Here is a 16,131-nt window from a genome sequence, read left to right as displayed (position 1 = left end):
TCTCCTCCTTTTATTAGAGGCAAAGAGAAAAGGCGTCTCTTCACCGATGTGAAGGGACGCCTTTATCTGGGCAGGGTACACCCAAATAAACGAGCCTTCACTTTGCCGACCTCACGGGATCGAATTAAAAGTTACTTGCTTGTTTCGTTTCTTCAGTTGTATTGACTTCGACTGCTGTGTCGTCTTCTTCATGCGGTAAGATGGCGTTCAACAAAATGCCGACGACAGTCGCGAGTGCCATGCCTTGTACCGGGAAGCTCCCGATTTGAACCATCGCACCCCCGAGTCCGATGACGAGGATGACCGACGAGATGATCAAGTTGCGTTTTTCTGCCAAGTCAACTTTGCTCTCCACCATCGTCCGTAATCCGTTCGAGGCGATGACACCGAACAAGAGGATCGAGATTCCACCTTTGACCGGGTTCGGGATGGTCGAGATGAACGCTTCGATATGACCGAGGAATCCGAAGCTGATGGCCATGAGTGCTGCGCCAGCGATGACGTAGACACTGTAGACTCGGGTGATGGCCATGACGCCGTTGTTCTCACCGTAAGTCGTACATGGTGGTCCACCGAGTGCAGAGGCGACGGCTTTTCCCACTCCGTCTCCGAGTAGCGTGCGATGGAGACCTGGATCTTTCATCGTTTCTCGTCCGATAATTTTTGACGTGACCATCTGATCTCCGATGTGCTCCGTCATCGTGACGAGTGCGACCGGAACGATGGCGAGAAGGGCACCGACTTGCCACATCGGCATGTAGTCGACGAACACCATCGTGAAGTCAGGAAGTTGGAACAGGCTGGCTTGTTGAATCGGCGAATAATCAATGATGCCGAATGCCGCTGCGACTGCGTATCCTCCCACGATTCCAAAGAGGATTGGGACCGCTCCCCAAACACCTTTCAGTTTCGTCATGGCAAGCATCGTGATTCCAAGTGTAAGCAGGGCAATCGTCATGAACGTCCCGTTATAGGCACCATCTTGATTCATCGACATATCGATGGCGACCGGTGCGAGCGAGAGTCCGATGACCATGATGACCGGTCCAACGACAACCGGTGGGAGCAGTCGGAGCAACCAGTTGACGCCTGTCTTATAGATGATCAAGGAGACGACACCGTACACAGACCCTGCGACGATTCCGCCGAAGAGTGCGGCTTCGACACCCCATTGCTGGCTGACCGCTATGATCGGGGCGATGTAGGCAAAACTTGAACCTAAGTATGTTGGGACTTTGAAGCGGGTAATCGCTAAGAATGAGAGCGTGGCCACACCGGAAGCGACGAGGGCGACCGATGTATTTAATCCTGTCAAAATCGGGACTAAAATCGTCGCTCCGAACATGGCGAAGACGTGTTGAAGGCTGAATAATAGCCATTGTGGAAAGTGAGCTGGACGCTCGTGGATGTGTAGAACAGGTTGTTTCATATTGAATTCTCCTTCCTGGCCTCTCTGGACCACCTTAAAGGTATGAGTTTATTGCTGATGGATCGTGACTTCATCCGCCGTGTCGACTTCACTGAGTCTCACAACGACTTGCTCGGACTTGGACGTCGGAACGTTCTTTCCGATAAAATCTGGTCGAATCGGGAGTTCCCGATGGCCTCGGTCAATCAAGACAGCAAGTTGGATGTAATCCGGACGACCATGGTCGACAAGCGCGTCCATTGCGGCACGAACTGTACGACCTGTGTAAAGGACATCATCGACGAGGACGACGGTCTTTCCATTGATATCATGGGGTAGTTCCGTCGCTTTGACTTCAGGGTCTAACGACTTCTTCGATAGATCGTCGCGATACAAGGTGATGTCGAGATTGCCGAGTGCGACCGGCTTGCCTTCAATCTCCTCGATTCGGCGAGCGAGTCGGTCAGCGAGCGTCTCACCTCTCGTCTTGATTCCGACGAGGACGACGTCATCGATTCCTTTGTTTCGCTCGATGATTTCGTGTGCGATTCGGGTCAAAGCACGACGGATTGCTGACTCATCTAAAATGACTGATTGTTTCACGTGATTCCTCCTTCCAAGCTTCACTAAAAAAGAAGACTCCCTCATCCGGCTGGAAAGGGAGTCTTCATCAAAAACGGCATACGAATGCCGGGGTTGAATGGACGTACATGTGACCGCGGTCACAATCCTTTCACAGCCTCTCTGGACTGGGTTTAAAGGTGTTATGCTTCCTAGACTATAAATCGGAACGTGACAGAAGTCAACGAGTTTTCTCGATTTTATCTAATTTTGCGAGTTCCGCATTAAAGTCTTCTGGTAATGGTGCCTCAAACTCCATCCATTCTTTCGTACGTGGATGGTGGAATCCGATTGTTGCCGCATGGAGCGCTTGACCGCCCAAATCAATCGTGCGGCGTGGACCATATTTCGGGTCACCGGCGAGCGGATGACCGATATAACGCATATGAACGCGAATCTGATGCGTGCGTCCAGTCTCTAATTTACACTCCACGAGCGTGAAGTCTTTATAACGTTCGAGTAAACGGAAGTGCGTCACGGCTTCTTTTGCGTTCCGGTCCGTCACGGTCATTCGCTGACGATCGTTCGTATCGCGACCAATCGGTGCTTCAATCGTTCCAAGTTCGTGGACGAGTTCGCCATGGACGAGCGCGATATACTCGCGTTTGATGGTCTTGTCCTTCAACTGGCTCGCCAGCGATTCATGGGCCAAGTCATTTTTGGCGACCATGAGAAGACCCGTCGTGTCCTTATCAATCCGATGGACGATTCCTGGACGTTTGACACCGTTGATACCCGAGAGGTCATCACAATGATAAAGTAGCGCATTGACGAGCGTCCCTGACGTGTGTCCGGCTGCAGGGTGAACGACCATCCCGCGTGCCTTGTTGACGACGATGACGTCCTCGTCTTCAAAGACGATCTCGAGCGGGATGTCTTCAGGCAACACTTCGAGTTCGACCGCTTCCGGCACGTTCACTTCCACTTCATCCCCCACTTGAAGCTTGTAGTTCGCTTTCACGGCACTACCGTTGACGAGGAGGGCTCCCGTCTTGATCCATTCCTGTACTTGAGAGCGTGACCATTCACCACGGTCACTGACCCACTTATCAATCCTTGCCTTTTCATCGGCGACAAAAGTATACGATTCCATTACGATTGTCCCCTTTCTTTGTGTAATTTTTCTTCAAATAAAATCCCGATGACCATCAAGATGACACCAAACGTGAGTGCCATATCAGCCACGTTAAAAATCGGGAAGTTGTATCCGAACGGATACGTATCGACAAAGTCGACGACTTCGCCACGGAACAAGCGATCAATAAAGTTACCGATGGCACCGGCCAACAGTAATCCGACACTATATCCGAGGAGTTGATAGCCGTTCACCTCTTTGTGCAAGAAGTAAACGAGTCCGGCAACGACGAGTATGGTGATGATAAAGAAGAACGCCATCTGTCCTTCTAACATCCCCCAAGCCGCTCCTTTATTGCGGTAGGACGTCCAGTATAACAAGTTCGGGATGACTTCAATCGATTGACCAATTGTCATCGTTTGAACGACTACCCATTTTGTGAGTTGATCGATCAAAATCAAGATGAGCGCCAATCCATAATATCGTTTCATATGCGTCTCCTTTCAAGCCGTTAAGAAACCGGAGTGGGGACGCCACTCCGGTTCGTCTTAACCGATTACTGATGCACAGCGTGGGCAAAGCTCTGGATGCTCTTCGTTTTGTCCAAGCTCTGTCGAGTATGTCCAACAACGTGCACAAGCGGCTCCATCCGCTTTCATGACTGTGATTTTCGTCGTCGCATAATCGACGTCTGCCGTCTCAGCCCACTCCACTTGCGATACTTGAAGCAGTTGGCTGACATTGTCGATCGTGTTCAACAAGTCGGCAGTCTCTGCTTTTGGTGCGAGAATCAACTTCGCTTCGAGCGGTTTCCCGATCAACTTTTCTCCACGTGCGATTTCAATCGCTTTGAGGACGTCGTCGCGGAAGACGAGGAACTTCGACCACTTCTCGAGTAATGCCGTTTCGTCTCCTGTGAGCGCGCTCACTTCTTCTAAATCCGTCAAGAAGATGCTTGCTTCTGACTTTCCAGGCACTTCTTTCCATGCCTCATCGGCAGTGTGTGGAAGGATTGGAGCCAATAGTTTCGTCAAGAGGACGACGGCATCGTACATGACCGTCTGAACGGCACGACGACGGAGATCGTCTTCACGTTCGATATATAGGATATCTTTTGTGAAGTCGAGGTAGAACGATGACAACTCGTTGACACAGAAGTTATGAACGAGGTGATACACGGCCATAAAGTCAAACTCATCATATGCTTTGACAACTTTTGTCTGCAATTGTTTGAGCTTCGTCGCCATGAAGCGGTCCGCTTCCGGCATATCGTCGAATGCGACACGCATCGATGGCTCGAACCCGTTCAAGTTCCCGAGTAAGAAGCGAATCGTGTTACGCATCTTCCGGTAAACTTCTGACACCTGTTTGAAGTTATCGTGTGACGCACGTACGTCCGACTGGTAATCGACGGATGCGACCCAAAGGCGTACGATCTCTGCGCCATACTGCTTCACAAGATCGTTCGGTGCAATCGTGTTACCGAGCGATTTCGACATTTTGCGTCCGTCCCCATCGAGGACGAATCCGTGACTCAAGACATTCCGGTACGGTGCTTTCCCAGTCGTCGCAACGGCCGTCGAGAGTGACGAGTTGAACCAACCACGATATTGGTCCGATCCTTCAAGGTAAAGGTCAGCCGGACGACGAAGGTTTTCGCGTTCTTCTAATACACCAGCGTGTGAAGAACCTGAATCGAACCAGACGTCCATGATGTCGAGCTCTTTACGGAATTCACCGTTCGGACTGTTCGGGTGAGTGAACCCTGCAGGGAGAAGGTCTTTCGCTTCACGCTCATACCAAACGTTTGAACCGTGCTCACGGAATAAGTTGGCGATGTGGTCGATTGTCTCGTTCGTGATGATTTCCGTTCCATCTTCCGCATAGAAGATTGGGATTGGAACTCCCCAGGCACGCTGACGGCTGATGACCCAATCTCCACGGTCACGGACCATGTTGTAGAGACGTGTCATTCCCCATTCAGGGACCCAGTTCACTTCCTCGATCTCACGGAGCATGTCTTCACGGAAATCTTTGATGGACGCGAACCATTGTGGTGTCGCACGGAAGATGACCGGCTTCTTCGTACGCCAGTCATGCGGGTACGAGTGTTTGATGAACTTCAAGTTGAGCAAGTAGCCGTTCTCTTCAAGCTTCATACCAATTTGTTTGTTCGCATCTTCGTAGAAGAGACCTTCGAAACCAGGGGCTTCATCTGTCATATAGCCACGGTCATCCACCGGGCAAAGGACGTCTAATCCGTAAGCCTGTCCGACGCGATAGTCGTCTTCCCCGTGTCCAGGTGCTGTGTGTACGAGTCCAGTCGCATCCGCAGTGACGTGGTCGCCAAGGATGACGAGTGACGTCCGGTCATACAATGGATGTTGGGCCGTCATGTACTCGAAGTCACGTCCGTTCCAAGACCCACTCACTGTGTAATCCGTCCATCCGAGCGCTGCCGTCACTTCTTCAACGAGCGTTTCCGCGACGATATAGCCTTTTCCTTCATGTTCGATACGCGTGTAAGTCAACTCATCACTTACCGCGATTCCAAGGTTCGCCGGGATTGTCCAAGGCGTCGTCGTCCAGATGACGAAGTGATCGTCTGACGTCAACGTATCTTTACCGTCCACGACACGGAACGCCACGTAGATAGCCGGTGATTTTTTATCGTAATATTCAATCTCTGCTTCCGCGAGTGCCGACTCGGAAGATGGTGACCAATAAACCGGTTTTTTCCCTTTGTAGATATAACCCTTCTCAGCCATCGACCCGAACAAACGAATCTGTGCCGCTTCGTATTCAGGAAGGAGCGTGATGTATGGGTTCTCAAAGTCTGCGAGAAGACCGAGACGTTTGAATTGTTCGCGTTGCGAGTTCACTTGCTCCATCGCATATTCTGCACACTTTTCACGGAATTCCGCGACTGTCATTTCCTTACGATTGACGCCTGCTTTTTGAAGGGCGTTCTCGATTGGAAGACCGTGCGTGTCCCATCCTGGAATCATTGGAGACTGATAGCCGTTCATCCCTTTGAAACGAACGATGATGTCTTTCAATACTTTGTTCATCGCGTGTCCCATGTGGATGTCACCGTTCGCATATGGAGGTCCATCATGTAAGATATATTGTGGTTTCCCAGCATTTTTTTCTTGTACCTTGTTGTAAAGGTCCATATCTTCCCATTCTGTTTGCATCGCTGGCTCGCGCTTTGGTAAATTCCCACGCATCGCGAATTCTGTGTTTGGCATTAATAGCGTGTCTTTGTAGTTCATCGAAACTCCTCCATCAACATTTTTTAGAAAACAAAAAAACCAACCCATCCCTGATAGGGACGAGTTGGTTGACTCGCGGTACCACCCTACTAGTCTCATCATCATGAGACCGCTCTCGGTAACCGATAACGAGGTCAGGCGGTCACGCTTACTTCAGTTCAGCGTGACGACTCATAGGGGATACCGATTCAAGTCTTTCTCCTAGGCTCTCACCGTCCCTAAGTCGCTTCGTAGGTATGACTCGATCGACGCGTCCTACTCAACGTGTTGATCATTTATCCGTGTTGTTCTTCATTACGTGTGACTTCGTCGTCATTATACGCAAGTTCTGTTCTATCGTCAAGAACCGTCTGCACAGGCGGTTCCCCGACAATCGTTTCCCATTCCGTACTGTTGAGAAGTTCCATTTGCGCATCGACGAGGACGCGGAAGCGTGTCCGATACAACTCTACTTTCTTGAGCATTTGAACGACTTCTCGTTCAGCAAGTTGCTCTTTGCGCGCCGCTTCCTCTTCACGAGCGAACGCTTCACGTTCCGCTTGTTTCAAGATGAGACTCGCTTCTTTTTGAGCATTGTTCTTCACTTCTTCCGCCGCTTCCTGCGCGACGATAATCGATTTGTTCAACGTATCTTCCATCGAGGAGAAGTAGTCAATGCGGGCTTGCATATCGTTGACAAGTTCTTCATACCGTCGATTCTCACGAATCAATAGTTCAAACTCTTTAATGATTTGATCTAAAAATTCATTGACCTCATCGATGTCGTACCCACGAAAACGGGAAGAGAATTCTTTATTATGAATATCAATCGGTGTCAACGCCATTCGACTTTCCTCCTAATTTCAACGTATGGTGCCATACTGGATTTTAATTTTTTCACGTTTGGTCGATCCGAGAATCTCCATCAATTTGATGCGACCATATCCACGGACTGATAGTAGATCATCCGGTTCAAGGATGAAGCTCGCGTCTTCAATGACTTTATGATTCACTTTACAGTCGCCATGTTTGACGAGCGCCTGCGCTTTTTGCCGAGAGATGTTAAGCACCTCGCTTGCGACCGTATCAAATCGTAAGGAAGAGACGATGCCGAACCCTTCGATCCATTCGGTCGCAGGGACGACAAGAACCTCGTCTTTTGGCACGGAAGAAATGCGAACTCTCGCTTTTCCGACACGTTCAAGATTCATTTCAATGAACCCGACCGCTTCACGCGTCGTCGCAAATTGTACAATCTCATCGTCAAGAACGACATCTCCGAACTTTTGACGTTTCAGTCCAGCGTTCAGCAATGTTCCTGTCACTTGTCGATGCGTCAAGTCCACGAATTTTGTTGGGTACTCGATTCGACGGATCTCAATCTCAAAATCATCTGGATTGAGTTCATAGTAATCCGGCGCTAAAATCAGACGACGTCGTTCCGCGCCTTCAAATCCGCCATCATCATGAATGACAAGTTGTTTCCCGACGAGTTGTTTGACGATTTGCTGTTCACGTGGGTCTAGAAAATCCGTCAATTTCAACACATAGCTATTCTCCACTTGTTGTACCCAGTCGAGCACTTGTTCAACGAACGCGCGTTCACTTGGTCGATAATGGTCATAGACGCTCATACGTCACCCAAAGATCGCAGCGATTCCGGCTTGGGCCATACGAAGCACGAACAGCGCAACGATTGGGGAGATATCAAGCATACCACCAATCGGTGGGATGATCCGGCGAAACGGCGCCAAGAACGGTTCACACAAAAACGATAAGATTTGACCAAATTTAGATTCGCGTGCGTTCGGGAACCATGATAATAAAATATAGCCGATGAGGACCCAACTATAGATACCAAGTAGATCGCTCAACGTGTTGCCTAAGGCAGGGATTACGTTTTCCATTCAGTTACCACCCTTTACTGTGAAGTTCATCCTCCGATATCAAGTTTGAGATTGAACCAGTCAATTCGACGTTGTTCGGAGTACACAGAATCGTGTTATGTCCAATCGAAGTCATCGATCCCTCAAGGGCGTATACGACACCTGAGAGGAAGTTGACGACTTGACGCGATTGCTCTTTTGACATGCGCTGAAGGTTGACGATGACAGCACGGTTTTCTTTCAAATGATCGCTAATGTCTTGCGCCTCAGCGAACACACGCGGCTCAGCCAATACGACTTTTGAACGGTCTTTCTTTTTCGTATTTAATGCCACGAGATTATTCGCTGATTTTGGACGATCATCCTGTCTGACGACAGATGTTTCGGTTGTAGAAGGAGCTGCTGCATTTGCCACAGTATACTCTTCTTCTTCATATGTGCTGTTCGGATCTTCTTCGAGTCCAAAGAAATCTTTCATTTTGTTTTTGATTGACATAACGGATTCCTCCTTAAGATATATTATTGCACAAGTACGGTACCAATACGAACAAACGATGCGCCTTCTTCAATCGCGATTGGATAATCGTTTGACATCCCCATCGACAGCTCCGTGCATGGTGCGTGTTCAAACGCATTTGCCTTCACTTCATCACGTAGATGACGGAGACGGCGGAACGTTTCACGAAGTGTTGACTCTTCTTCAGTGAATGGTGCCATCGTCATCAGCCCGATGATTCGAATATGAGGATACTGTTTACAGTTCTCGATGAAGGGTACGACTTCCTCTATTTCGAGACCATGTTTTGAATCTTCTCCTGACGTGTTCACTTGAACGAAACAATCGATTGTTCGGCTCGCGCGCTTGTCAATCTCCGCTGCGAGAGACAAGCGGTCGAGCGAATGAATTGCCGCGACGTAATCAATGATTTGTCTCACTTTGCGTGTCTGTAACGTACCGATAAAATGAAATCTTGCATCCTTCGGCATCCCTTCAACCTTCTCGAGTAAAGAATCTGGACGGTTTTCTCCGAAATCACGAATCCCTTCTTCATAAAGGGCATTCGCCACATCGACACCGACCGATTTCGTGACTGCGATGAGTGTCGGTTCTACTTCTTGAACATGTGATGCCATGATGGATTGAACTTTTTTAACATTATCTGAAATACTCACGATTTCCGCTCCTTGACAATGACTGCCGCAAACCGACGTTTCGTCTCTCCATCTCGATAGGAGAAAAACGGGCTGTCCGCGCCAGTCGTTAAATTCGATTGCATGACCTCAGTGTCATGTTCTTTTGCCAATACTTCATTGACGGTTTGGAGGGACAAGAGCGCGTGCTCACCCGACTCGTTTCGCACTGACCGTTCATATGCAATCGGCGAAACATCCCGGACGGCCTGGAGAACACGACCATCGACCTCATAGTCACTTCCTGAGATGGAGGGACCGACGAGCATGTCTACATCGGTCGCCTCGATTCCTTGCTCAGCAAACGCCTGCATCATGGTCTTAACGATGTTTCCGACCGTTCCCTTCCACCCGGCATGAGCGATGCCGATGACCCCATGATCTTTCGCACAGAAGAAGAGCGGTACACAATCAGCAAAGACGAGGGCTAACGGTAACGCGTCTTCGGTTGTGAGAAGCCCATCTGTTTTCGGAATCGCCTCTTCATATCGGAATGCCCCCTTACCTTTGTCCGACGAATCGACGACTTGGACAGTCGTACCATGTACTTGATCCGCCCACACGGAGTCCTCTAACGAGAGCCCGGCTTGTTGAAAGAACTGTTGACGATTTTCGACGACTCGGTCAATTTCATCGCCCACATGCAGTCCGACGTTTCCAGCATTATGTCCGTCCGTTCGTGTCGTCGCGTAAGCATGATAACGGTTTGTTTCGGTTTCCCAAGTATGTAGCAGTTGCATCGGTCTCTCCTTTTAGAAAAAGGGATGCCGAGTACCGGCACCCCTAGTTGTTTAGTTACGGCGTTGTCTCACAAACGCAGGGATGTTGATCGTCTCGTCTGGGACGTCTCCTCCATACACTGGGCGATGGAAGTTCCCTTCGTCTTGTTGAGCCGCTTCATTTGCTTTTGGTTGGGGTTCCTTGTTCTCAACCTCAGGCTGTTTTTTCGGCTGCTGAAGGAACGGGTTCGTTCCTTGTGCTTCTTCAGCGAATTCAGTTGCGATCACGGTAACGATGATTTCATCGTTCAAGTTTTCGTTGATGACCGAACCGAAGATCAAGTTCACTTCTTCATCAGCCGCACTTTGAACGATTTGAGCCGCCTCCGTCACTTCAAACAAGCTAAGGCTAAGTCCACCAGTGATGTTCATCAAGACACCTTTCGCTCCTTCGATTGAAGATTCGAGAAGTGGTGACGAAATAGCTTTCTTCGCTGCTTCAACGGCACGGTTTTCACCTGTCGCGACACCGACACCCATAAGGGCAGACCCTTTCTCCGTCATGATCGTTTTCACGTCCGCGAAGTCGAGGTTAATGAGACCCGGGATGGCGATCAAGTCTGTGATTCCCTGTACACCTTGACGAAGGACGTTATCCGCTTCACGGAACGCTTCGATCATCGGTGTGTTGCGTTCCACGATTTCAAGAAGCTTATCGTTCGGAATCACAATGAGGGTATCTACTTTTTCTTTGAACGCTTGAATACCGTGCTGTGCGTGTTGCATACGTTTCCGTCCTTCAAACATGAACGGTTTTGTCACGACACCGACCGTGAGTGCGCCGATTTCTTTTGAAATCTCGGCGATGACCGGAGCAGCACCTGTTCCCGTTCCGCCACCCATTCCAGCTGTGACGAATACCATATCTGCACCGTCAAGTGCTTCAATCAACTGTTCACGGCTTTCTTCAGCCGCCTTTTTACCGATATCCGGGTTCGCACCTGCACCGAGACCGCGTGTCAATTTTGCACCAAGTTGAAGCTTCACGTCGGCTTTCGACATGTTCAACGCTTGTGCATCCGTGTTGACTGCGATGAACTCGACTCCTTGTACCCCATGTTCAATCATGCGGTTAACGGCGTTTGACCCGCCGCCACCGACTCCAATTACTTTAATTTTTGCTACGGCGTCAATCGCCTCATCAAAGTACATCATTCAGGTATCCCCCTACGTATTTTCCAAGTTGTATTACATCGTCAGCTTAAACGCCAAATAATTTTTCCATCAAACGACTAAATCCTTTTTTCGACTCTTGATCGCTCTCGTATTCGTTCTCTCCTACATGAATATCGGTCGCTTCCGGCTTCGTGTGAAGTGTTTCCCGGCGAACTTCCGGTTTTTCAAGTTGAGATTTCGAAACGTGATGATCACTCATCAAGACATATTTCAATACACCGACGGCTGTCGCGTATTTTGGATGTCTGACACCAATCGACGACGGTTGATACAATCTCGTCTTTTGGCCCATAATGCGAGTCGCCAACTCCTGAATACCCGGTAGAGCAGCTGCCCCACCGCAAAGTAAGTATCCGCCATTCAGCATCGGAACACCTACTTTTTGAACCTTATTCAACATTAGGGTAAACATTTCCTCTATTCTCGCTTCTAAAACGTAGCTAATTTCTGACTGTGGTTCGAACGCCACTTCCCCATTGATGTTCGTGTAGGAGAAACCTTCTGTCTCATCAGCCATTTCTTCAAGAGCGAGACCATATTCTTCTTTCGCCACTTTGGCGTCTTGATATTTACAATTGAGTTTATAGACCAAGTCTCTTGTCATATGATCTCCACCGACCGGGAGGATATACGAGTAGACGAGGTCTCCCCGATAAAATACGGAAACCGTCGTCTTTTCATGTCCGACATCGACGAGCCCGATTCCTAAATCGATTTCATCTACAGAAGCTGCACTCATGCCGAGTGCAAGGTTTCCTAGAATAAAACCTTCGAGTTGTAATCCAGCCCGTTCAATCGAACGACGAATACTATGTAAAATGGTCTTCGACCCGGTCACCATTTTCCCATGCATCTCAAGTCGATAGCCTAACATACCCCGTGGATCGACAACACCTGTTTGTTGATCCACCGTGAATGAAGATGGGATCACATCGATGACACTCATCTCGTCCGGTAATCGCATTACTTGTGCCGAGTTGATGACTTCCATCACGTCTGCGTCGGTAATTTCTTGATCTTCCCGCTTCACGGATGCAATTCCGTGACATGGGGCAATTTGGATATGCTCCCCTTCGATGGCAACGTATACAGATCGAATTTGATCACCTAGCGATGTCTCAGCATGCTCAACGGCCTGTTTGATCGCTTGGACTGTTTTATCGATGTCTACGACAGCGCCACGTTTTACACCCGCAGACGGTGCACACCCTTCTGCCAAAATATTAAGCGTTCCGCCGAGCAATTCACCGACGACGAGCTTAATCTCTGACGTTCCAATATCTAATGCGGCCACATAACCATTCGCTTCCAAAAGGGAAACACCTCCGCTCTATAATTTTCCTGTTCCAATTGCCTGACACGTATACAGATATCCAAAAAAATTGTTGGTTTCGACAAGATATCTCACGTCTAAGTTTACAACAAATAAGATAGTGAGAAAAGGTAGAATCCTACAATTTAAGCGGTTTCGCGTTATCAATTCGTTTACAAACGACAAAAAAACAGCCCTTATGTGTCTAAGGACTGTAATATAACTGATTATTCATTCGTTTTCTCGTATGGAACAAAGTAAAACCCACCATCCATGACGACGGTCCCACGCTCACCTTTCGGGATGTTTTCATAAATTTCTCCATACTTCGATACGGTCTCACTTAACTTCAATGTCGGTGTGAGTAACGTATTGCCGTCGTTCATAAAAATCTCGTATCGCGTCGGCTCATCTTTTCGTTTTGATAAAATCACTTCTGACATACGAGCCCGAGTCGCATCATCCACCCGTTCGAGTTCACTTGCAATCTTTTCAAGTTCTGCTTCCGTGTTGAACTCTCGCAAGAGCGGTCCGTCCTTTAGCTTTTGCGGATCGGTGATGGCTCCGGTCGGATGGAGTGAACCGTCGGCTAACACGACGACATCTCCTTTTTCGGCTTTCGCATAAGCAATCATTTTCTCTTCTGTCACAGAGATATGAACCTTGTTATACCAAGAACGATCGATCTCTACCCGTTTGATACCAGGCAACTTTTCCATCTGTTCACTCATCTTGTTTGGGGAAAGACTGACAAACTTCGTCGATGAATCGAGCTCCATATCCTGAAACACGTACGTTTCTTCTAACCAGTATAGACCCGATACCTTCACTTCTTTCACGTTCGACATCGAAGTCTGCATGTAGACCACGAGTAAGATGAGAATTCCAAACAGTGAGAGTACAGAGAACATCCGACGGTTCGCTTTTTTACGCCGTTGTTTTTTCATGTATGGAATACGGTCTTCGAGACTGCGTACCGTTTGTTGGCTTGGTTCCATCGGGTTCTACTCCTTTATTGAATGACTTCTTCTACCAGGTCGGCCAATGCATCTGACGCGTTCGGGAAACCGAGCGCACGCGATGCGTTCGCCATCTCTTCACGCTGTTCGAGTGCTTGACGAATCGTCTCTACGAGCGAAACACCCGTCAACGCTTCTTCTTTGACAAGGAGGGCCGCCCCGTTCTCGACGAGGGCCGAAGCATTTTTCGTTTGATGGTCAGCTGTCACGTACGGACTTGGGACCAAAATGCTCGGTAAGCCAAGTGCGGTCAATTCTGAAATCGTTGAAGCGCCAGCTCGTGAGATGACGAGTGACGTACAAGCGAGTAGAGATGGCATATCGTACACGTACGGATGAATGTGTACATTGTCAGAGGATGGTGCCTGTTTCGACACCGCATCGAAATGCACTTTCCCTGTGACGTAAAGGACGTTGATCGGCAATTCTGAGAGCGCTGGGATTGCTTCCACGACCGCTCGGTTGATGGCCTCGGCTCCGCGGCTTCCACCATAAACCAAGACAATCGGACGGTCATCTAAACGATACTGTTCGCGGATAGACGCCTCATCGACTTCCGTCTGCAATACTTCGCTACCACGCGGGTTTCCAATCAAGCGAACGTTCGCGCCCGGAAAATGGACATCCGATCCTTTGAACGAGAGGGCGACCCGATCGGCTTTCTTCGATAAGAATTTGTTTGTTAATCCCGGGATACTGTTTTGTTCATGCAGAATCGTGGGGATCCGAAGCTGTTGTGCCGTATAAACGACGGGACCGGATACGAAACCACCCGTGCCAATCACGACGTCCGGTTTAAACGCTGCCATGTCTTTCTTCAATGCCCGAACGGCTTTCAAAAACCAGTAGGCGGTCTTCAGATTCTCGAGTGAAAGCGAACGCTTCAGACCTGCGATTTGAATCGACTTGAACGGGACACCGGCTCGCGGTACGAGATCGGCTTCTAATCCATTCTCCGTTCCAATGTATTGTACCTGTAAATCCGGGTGACGTTTTTGTAGCGTTTCAATCAATGCGAGTGCCGGATAAATATGACCACCGGTACCACCACCAGAAATCATGATTTTCATCGGTTCGCCTCCTCATATGAACGGACGAGTTGAACGAACTGCTCGCCTCGTTCTTCAAACGTTTTAAATTGATCCCAGCTAGCACAGGCGGGTGAGAGTAAGATGACGTCTCCCGTCTCGGATTTCTCAAACGCGAGCGGAACGGCGTCTGCCAACGTCTCGACCGTGAAAGAAGGAATCTGTTGAGACTCGCCGAGCTCTTTAAATCGTTCAGCCGTCTCACCATACGCGACGACAGTTTTTACTTTTGAGAGAGCAGAGGCGAGCGAAGATAAGTCCGCACCGCGTTCGAGACCACCACAAAGCCAAACGATTGGGGCGTCAAACCCCCGTAACGCCGCTTCCGCTGCTACGTTGTTCGTCGCTTTCGAATCATTGTAAACAGCACGTCCGAGCACATCACCGAGACTCTCGGTCCGATGCGCGACGCCACCGAAGTTTCGTAACACACGTTCGATATGCGTACGTGGAATAGCAAATGGTTCCACTAAGAGTAGTGCAGCCAATACATTTTCCACGTTGTGCGCCCCACCTAGTGCCAACTCATTTACTTGCATGATTTTTTCACCACGAACTGTGACCCATCCATCGACGACAGAAGCGTCACCTCGGTCAAAGCTGAACGTAGTTGGTTCAATCTCTCCCGGGACGCGTTTCATCACTTCCGGATCCGTCACTTTCACGACGATTTGGTCTGCATTCGTCATTTGACGGAACAGGTTTCCTTTTGCATCCGCATACGCATCAAAATCCCCATGATAGTCCAGATGGGCTTCCGATAGATTGAGTAGTGCCGCCGAGCGGGGATGGAATGACTCAATCCCCATCAATTGAAAACTCGACAATTCAATCACAATCAAATCGCCCATCTTCGCCTGAGATGCCACTTCAATCGCCGGGAATCCGATGTTTCCCGCAAGATGCACCGGACGTTCCCCACCTTTGAGCAATTCATAGACGAGTGTCGTGGTCGTCGTTTTCCCATTTGAGCCGGTGATGGCAACAATTTCCGCCTCCGTTGCCAAATAAGCAAGTTCCACTTCGGTATAGATTGGGATGTTTCGAGACATCGCTTCTTGAAGCAATGGAATCTGATACGGGATGCCTGGATTTTTGACAATCAACTCTGTCTCATTCAACAGAGCGAGGGGATGTTCGTTAAATACCGATTGAATCCCAAGCGCCTGAATTTTTTCCTGTTCGTCTTCCGGAGGGATATTCCCCGTATTGATCGTCACATCTGCTCCTGCATGATGCAGATATGTCGCCGCTGCAATGCCGCTCTTCGCAGCACCGAGGACAAGAACTTTTTTACCGTGCCATTGCTTTTCCATCTGTCT

The 16,131-nt window shown here is 49.1% G+C and carries 16 protein-coding genes and 1 other annotated feature; all 16 genes read right to left on the bottom strand.

Annotation, left to right across the window (positions count from 1 at the left end; translation table 11 throughout):
• Window positions 1–124: 124 nt before the first annotated feature.
• The 16 genes from GVY43_RS01830 to murD all read right to left on the bottom strand — a co-directional run bounded on the left by GVY43_RS01830 (window position 125) and on the right by murD (window position 16,125).
• The gene (locus GVY43_RS01830) at window positions 125–1,429 is read right to left on the bottom strand and encodes a uracil-xanthine permease family protein (RefSeq protein ID WP_015881324.1); all 1,305 of its coding nucleotides are present in this window, start codon (window positions 1,427–1,429) and stop codon (window positions 125–127) included.
• Window positions 1,430–1,477: 48 nt separating this feature from the next.
• Window positions 1,478–2,056 carry a bifunctional pyr operon transcriptional regulator/uracil phosphoribosyltransferase PyrR gene (gene pyrR, locus GVY43_RS01825; RefSeq protein ID WP_230872797.1) on the bottom strand — a complete coding sequence of 193 codons (579 nt, stop codon included), beginning with the start codon at window positions 2,054–2,056 and terminating at the stop codon, window positions 1,478–1,480.
• A gap of 154 nt (window positions 2,057–2,210) precedes the next feature.
• Window positions 2,211–3,122 carry an RluA family pseudouridine synthase gene (locus GVY43_RS01820; RefSeq protein ID WP_159562060.1) on the bottom strand — a complete coding sequence of 304 codons (912 nt, stop codon included), beginning with the start codon at window positions 3,120–3,122 and terminating at the stop codon, window positions 2,211–2,213.
• Entirely contained in the window at window positions 3,122–3,595 is a 474-nt protein-coding gene (gene lspA / locus GVY43_RS01815) for a signal peptidase II (RefSeq protein ID WP_015881321.1), read from the bottom strand. Before lspA ends, GVY43_RS01820 begins: the two co-directional genes overlap by 1 nt.
• Before the next feature lie 57 nt (window positions 3,596–3,652).
• Window positions 3,653–6,379, bottom strand: coding sequence for an isoleucine--tRNA ligase (gene ileS / locus GVY43_RS01810; protein WP_159562059.1), 2,727 nt, complete (start codon window positions 6,377–6,379; stop codon window positions 3,653–3,655).
• 52 nt (window positions 6,380–6,431) lie between these two features.
• Window positions 6,432–6,651: a binding site (T-box leader), on the bottom strand.
• Window positions 6,652–6,654: 3 nt separating this feature from the next.
• Complete coding sequence (locus GVY43_RS01805; protein ID WP_074037318.1) at window positions 6,655–7,203, bottom strand: DivIVA domain-containing protein; 549 nt, start codon at window positions 7,201–7,203, stop codon at window positions 6,655–6,657.
• 18 nt (window positions 7,204–7,221) lie between these two features.
• Window positions 7,222–7,992, bottom strand: coding sequence for an RNA-binding protein (locus tag GVY43_RS01800; RefSeq protein WP_078146656.1), 771 nt, complete (start codon window positions 7,990–7,992; stop codon window positions 7,222–7,224).
• A gap of 3 nt (window positions 7,993–7,995) precedes the next feature.
• Window positions 7,996–8,265 (bottom strand): YggT family protein, encoded by a 270-nt coding sequence (locus GVY43_RS01795; RefSeq protein WP_015881317.1) that lies wholly within the window; start codon window positions 8,263–8,265, stop codon window positions 7,996–7,998.
• Between the two features lie 4 nt (window positions 8,266–8,269).
• Window positions 8,270–8,740 carry a cell division protein SepF gene (locus tag GVY43_RS01790; protein ID WP_078146655.1) on the bottom strand — a complete coding sequence of 157 codons (471 nt, stop codon included), beginning with the start codon at window positions 8,738–8,740 and terminating at the stop codon, window positions 8,270–8,272.
• Window positions 8,741–8,763: 23 nt separating this feature from the next.
• Complete coding sequence (locus tag GVY43_RS01785) at window positions 8,764–9,417, bottom strand: YggS family pyridoxal phosphate-dependent enzyme (protein WP_159562058.1); 654 nt, start codon at window positions 9,415–9,417, stop codon at window positions 8,764–8,766.
• Window positions 9,414–10,175, bottom strand: a complete 762-nt coding sequence (gene pgeF / locus GVY43_RS01780) for a peptidoglycan editing factor PgeF (protein ID WP_159562057.1) — start codon at window positions 10,173–10,175, stop codon at window positions 9,414–9,416. The genes GVY43_RS01785 and pgeF overlap by 4 nt, the downstream gene beginning before the upstream one ends.
• 51 nt (window positions 10,176–10,226) lie before the next feature.
• Window positions 10,227–11,369 (bottom strand): cell division protein FtsZ, encoded by a 1,143-nt coding sequence (gene ftsZ, locus GVY43_RS01775; RefSeq protein ID WP_015881313.1) that lies wholly within the window; start codon window positions 11,367–11,369, stop codon window positions 10,227–10,229.
• Between the two features lie 46 nt (window positions 11,370–11,415).
• Window positions 11,416–12,702, bottom strand: coding sequence for a cell division protein FtsA (gene ftsA, locus GVY43_RS01770; RefSeq protein WP_159562056.1), 1,287 nt, complete (start codon window positions 12,700–12,702; stop codon window positions 11,416–11,418).
• A 227-nt stretch (window positions 12,703–12,929) separates the two neighbouring features.
• The gene (locus tag GVY43_RS01765; protein ID WP_159562055.1) at window positions 12,930–13,700 is read right to left on the bottom strand and encodes a cell division protein FtsQ/DivIB; all 771 of its coding nucleotides are present in this window, start codon (window positions 13,698–13,700) and stop codon (window positions 12,930–12,932) included.
• A 14-nt stretch (window positions 13,701–13,714) separates the two neighbouring features.
• Entirely contained in the window at window positions 13,715–14,791 is a 1,077-nt protein-coding gene (gene murG / locus GVY43_RS01760) for an undecaprenyldiphospho-muramoylpentapeptide beta-N-acetylglucosaminyltransferase (protein WP_159562054.1), read from the bottom strand.
• On the bottom strand, window positions 14,788–16,125 hold the full coding sequence (gene murD / locus GVY43_RS01755; protein WP_159562053.1) for a UDP-N-acetylmuramoyl-L-alanine--D-glutamate ligase: 1,338 nt from the start codon (window positions 16,123–16,125) through the stop codon (window positions 14,788–14,790). The genes murG and murD overlap by 4 nt, the downstream gene beginning before the upstream one ends.
• Window positions 16,126–16,131: the final 6 nt, after the last annotated feature.

Source organism: Exiguobacterium sp. 8H (genome assembly GCF_902506255.1).
Taxonomy (GTDB): domain Bacteria; phylum Bacillota; class Bacilli; order Exiguobacteriales; family Exiguobacteriaceae; genus Exiguobacterium; species Exiguobacterium profundum.
The sequence above is the reverse complement of the archived record's forward strand: the minus strand, read 5'-3'. Positions and strand labels throughout refer to the sequence as shown.

Bases quoted from the DNA above. Each gene is read 5' to 3' on its own strand.
- pyrR (WP_230872797.1), bottom strand. From the start codon at position 2,056: ATGAGGGAGTCTTCTTTTTTAGTGAAGCTTGGAAGGAGGAATCACGTG.
- GVY43_RS01795 (WP_015881317.1), bottom strand. From the start codon at position 8,265: ATGGAAAACGTAATCCCTGCCTTAGGCAACACGTTGAGCGATCTACTT.
- GVY43_RS01830 (WP_015881324.1), bottom strand. From the start codon at position 1,429: ATGAAACAACCTGTTCTACACATCCACGAGCGTCCAGCTCACTTTCCA.
- lspA (WP_015881321.1), bottom strand. From the start codon at position 3,595: ATGAAACGATATTATGGATTGGCGCTCATCTTGATTTTGATCGATCAA.
- GVY43_RS01800 (WP_078146656.1), bottom strand. From the start codon at position 7,992: ATGAGCGTCTATGACCATTATCGACCAAGTGAACGCGCGTTCGTTGAA.
- GVY43_RS01790 (WP_078146655.1), bottom strand. From the start codon at position 8,740: ATGTCAATCAAAAACAAAATGAAAGATTTCTTTGGACTCGAAGAAGAT.
- GVY43_RS01765 (WP_159562055.1), bottom strand. From the start codon at position 13,700: ATGGAACCAAGCCAACAAACGGTACGCAGTCTCGAAGACCGTATTCCA.
- murD (WP_159562053.1), bottom strand. From the start codon at position 16,125: ATGGAAAAGCAATGGCACGGTAAAAAAGTTCTTGTCCTCGGTGCTGCG.
- GVY43_RS01805 (WP_074037318.1), bottom strand. From the start codon at position 7,203: ATGGCGTTGACACCGATTGATATTCATAATAAAGAATTCTCTTCCCGT.
- ftsZ (WP_015881313.1), bottom strand. From the start codon at position 11,369: ATGATGTACTTTGATGAGGCGATTGACGCCGTAGCAAAAATTAAAGTA.
- ileS (WP_159562059.1), bottom strand. From the start codon at position 6,379: ATGAACTACAAAGACACGCTATTAATGCCAAACACAGAATTCGCGATG.
- pgeF (WP_159562057.1), bottom strand. From the start codon at position 10,175: ATGCAACTGCTACATACTTGGGAAACCGAAACAAACCGTTATCATGCT.
- murG (WP_159562054.1), bottom strand. From the start codon at position 14,791: ATGAAAATCATGATTTCTGGTGGTGGTACCGGTGGTCATATTTATCCG.
- GVY43_RS01820 (WP_159562060.1), bottom strand. From the start codon at position 3,122: ATGGAATCGTATACTTTTGTCGCCGATGAAAAGGCAAGGATTGATAAG.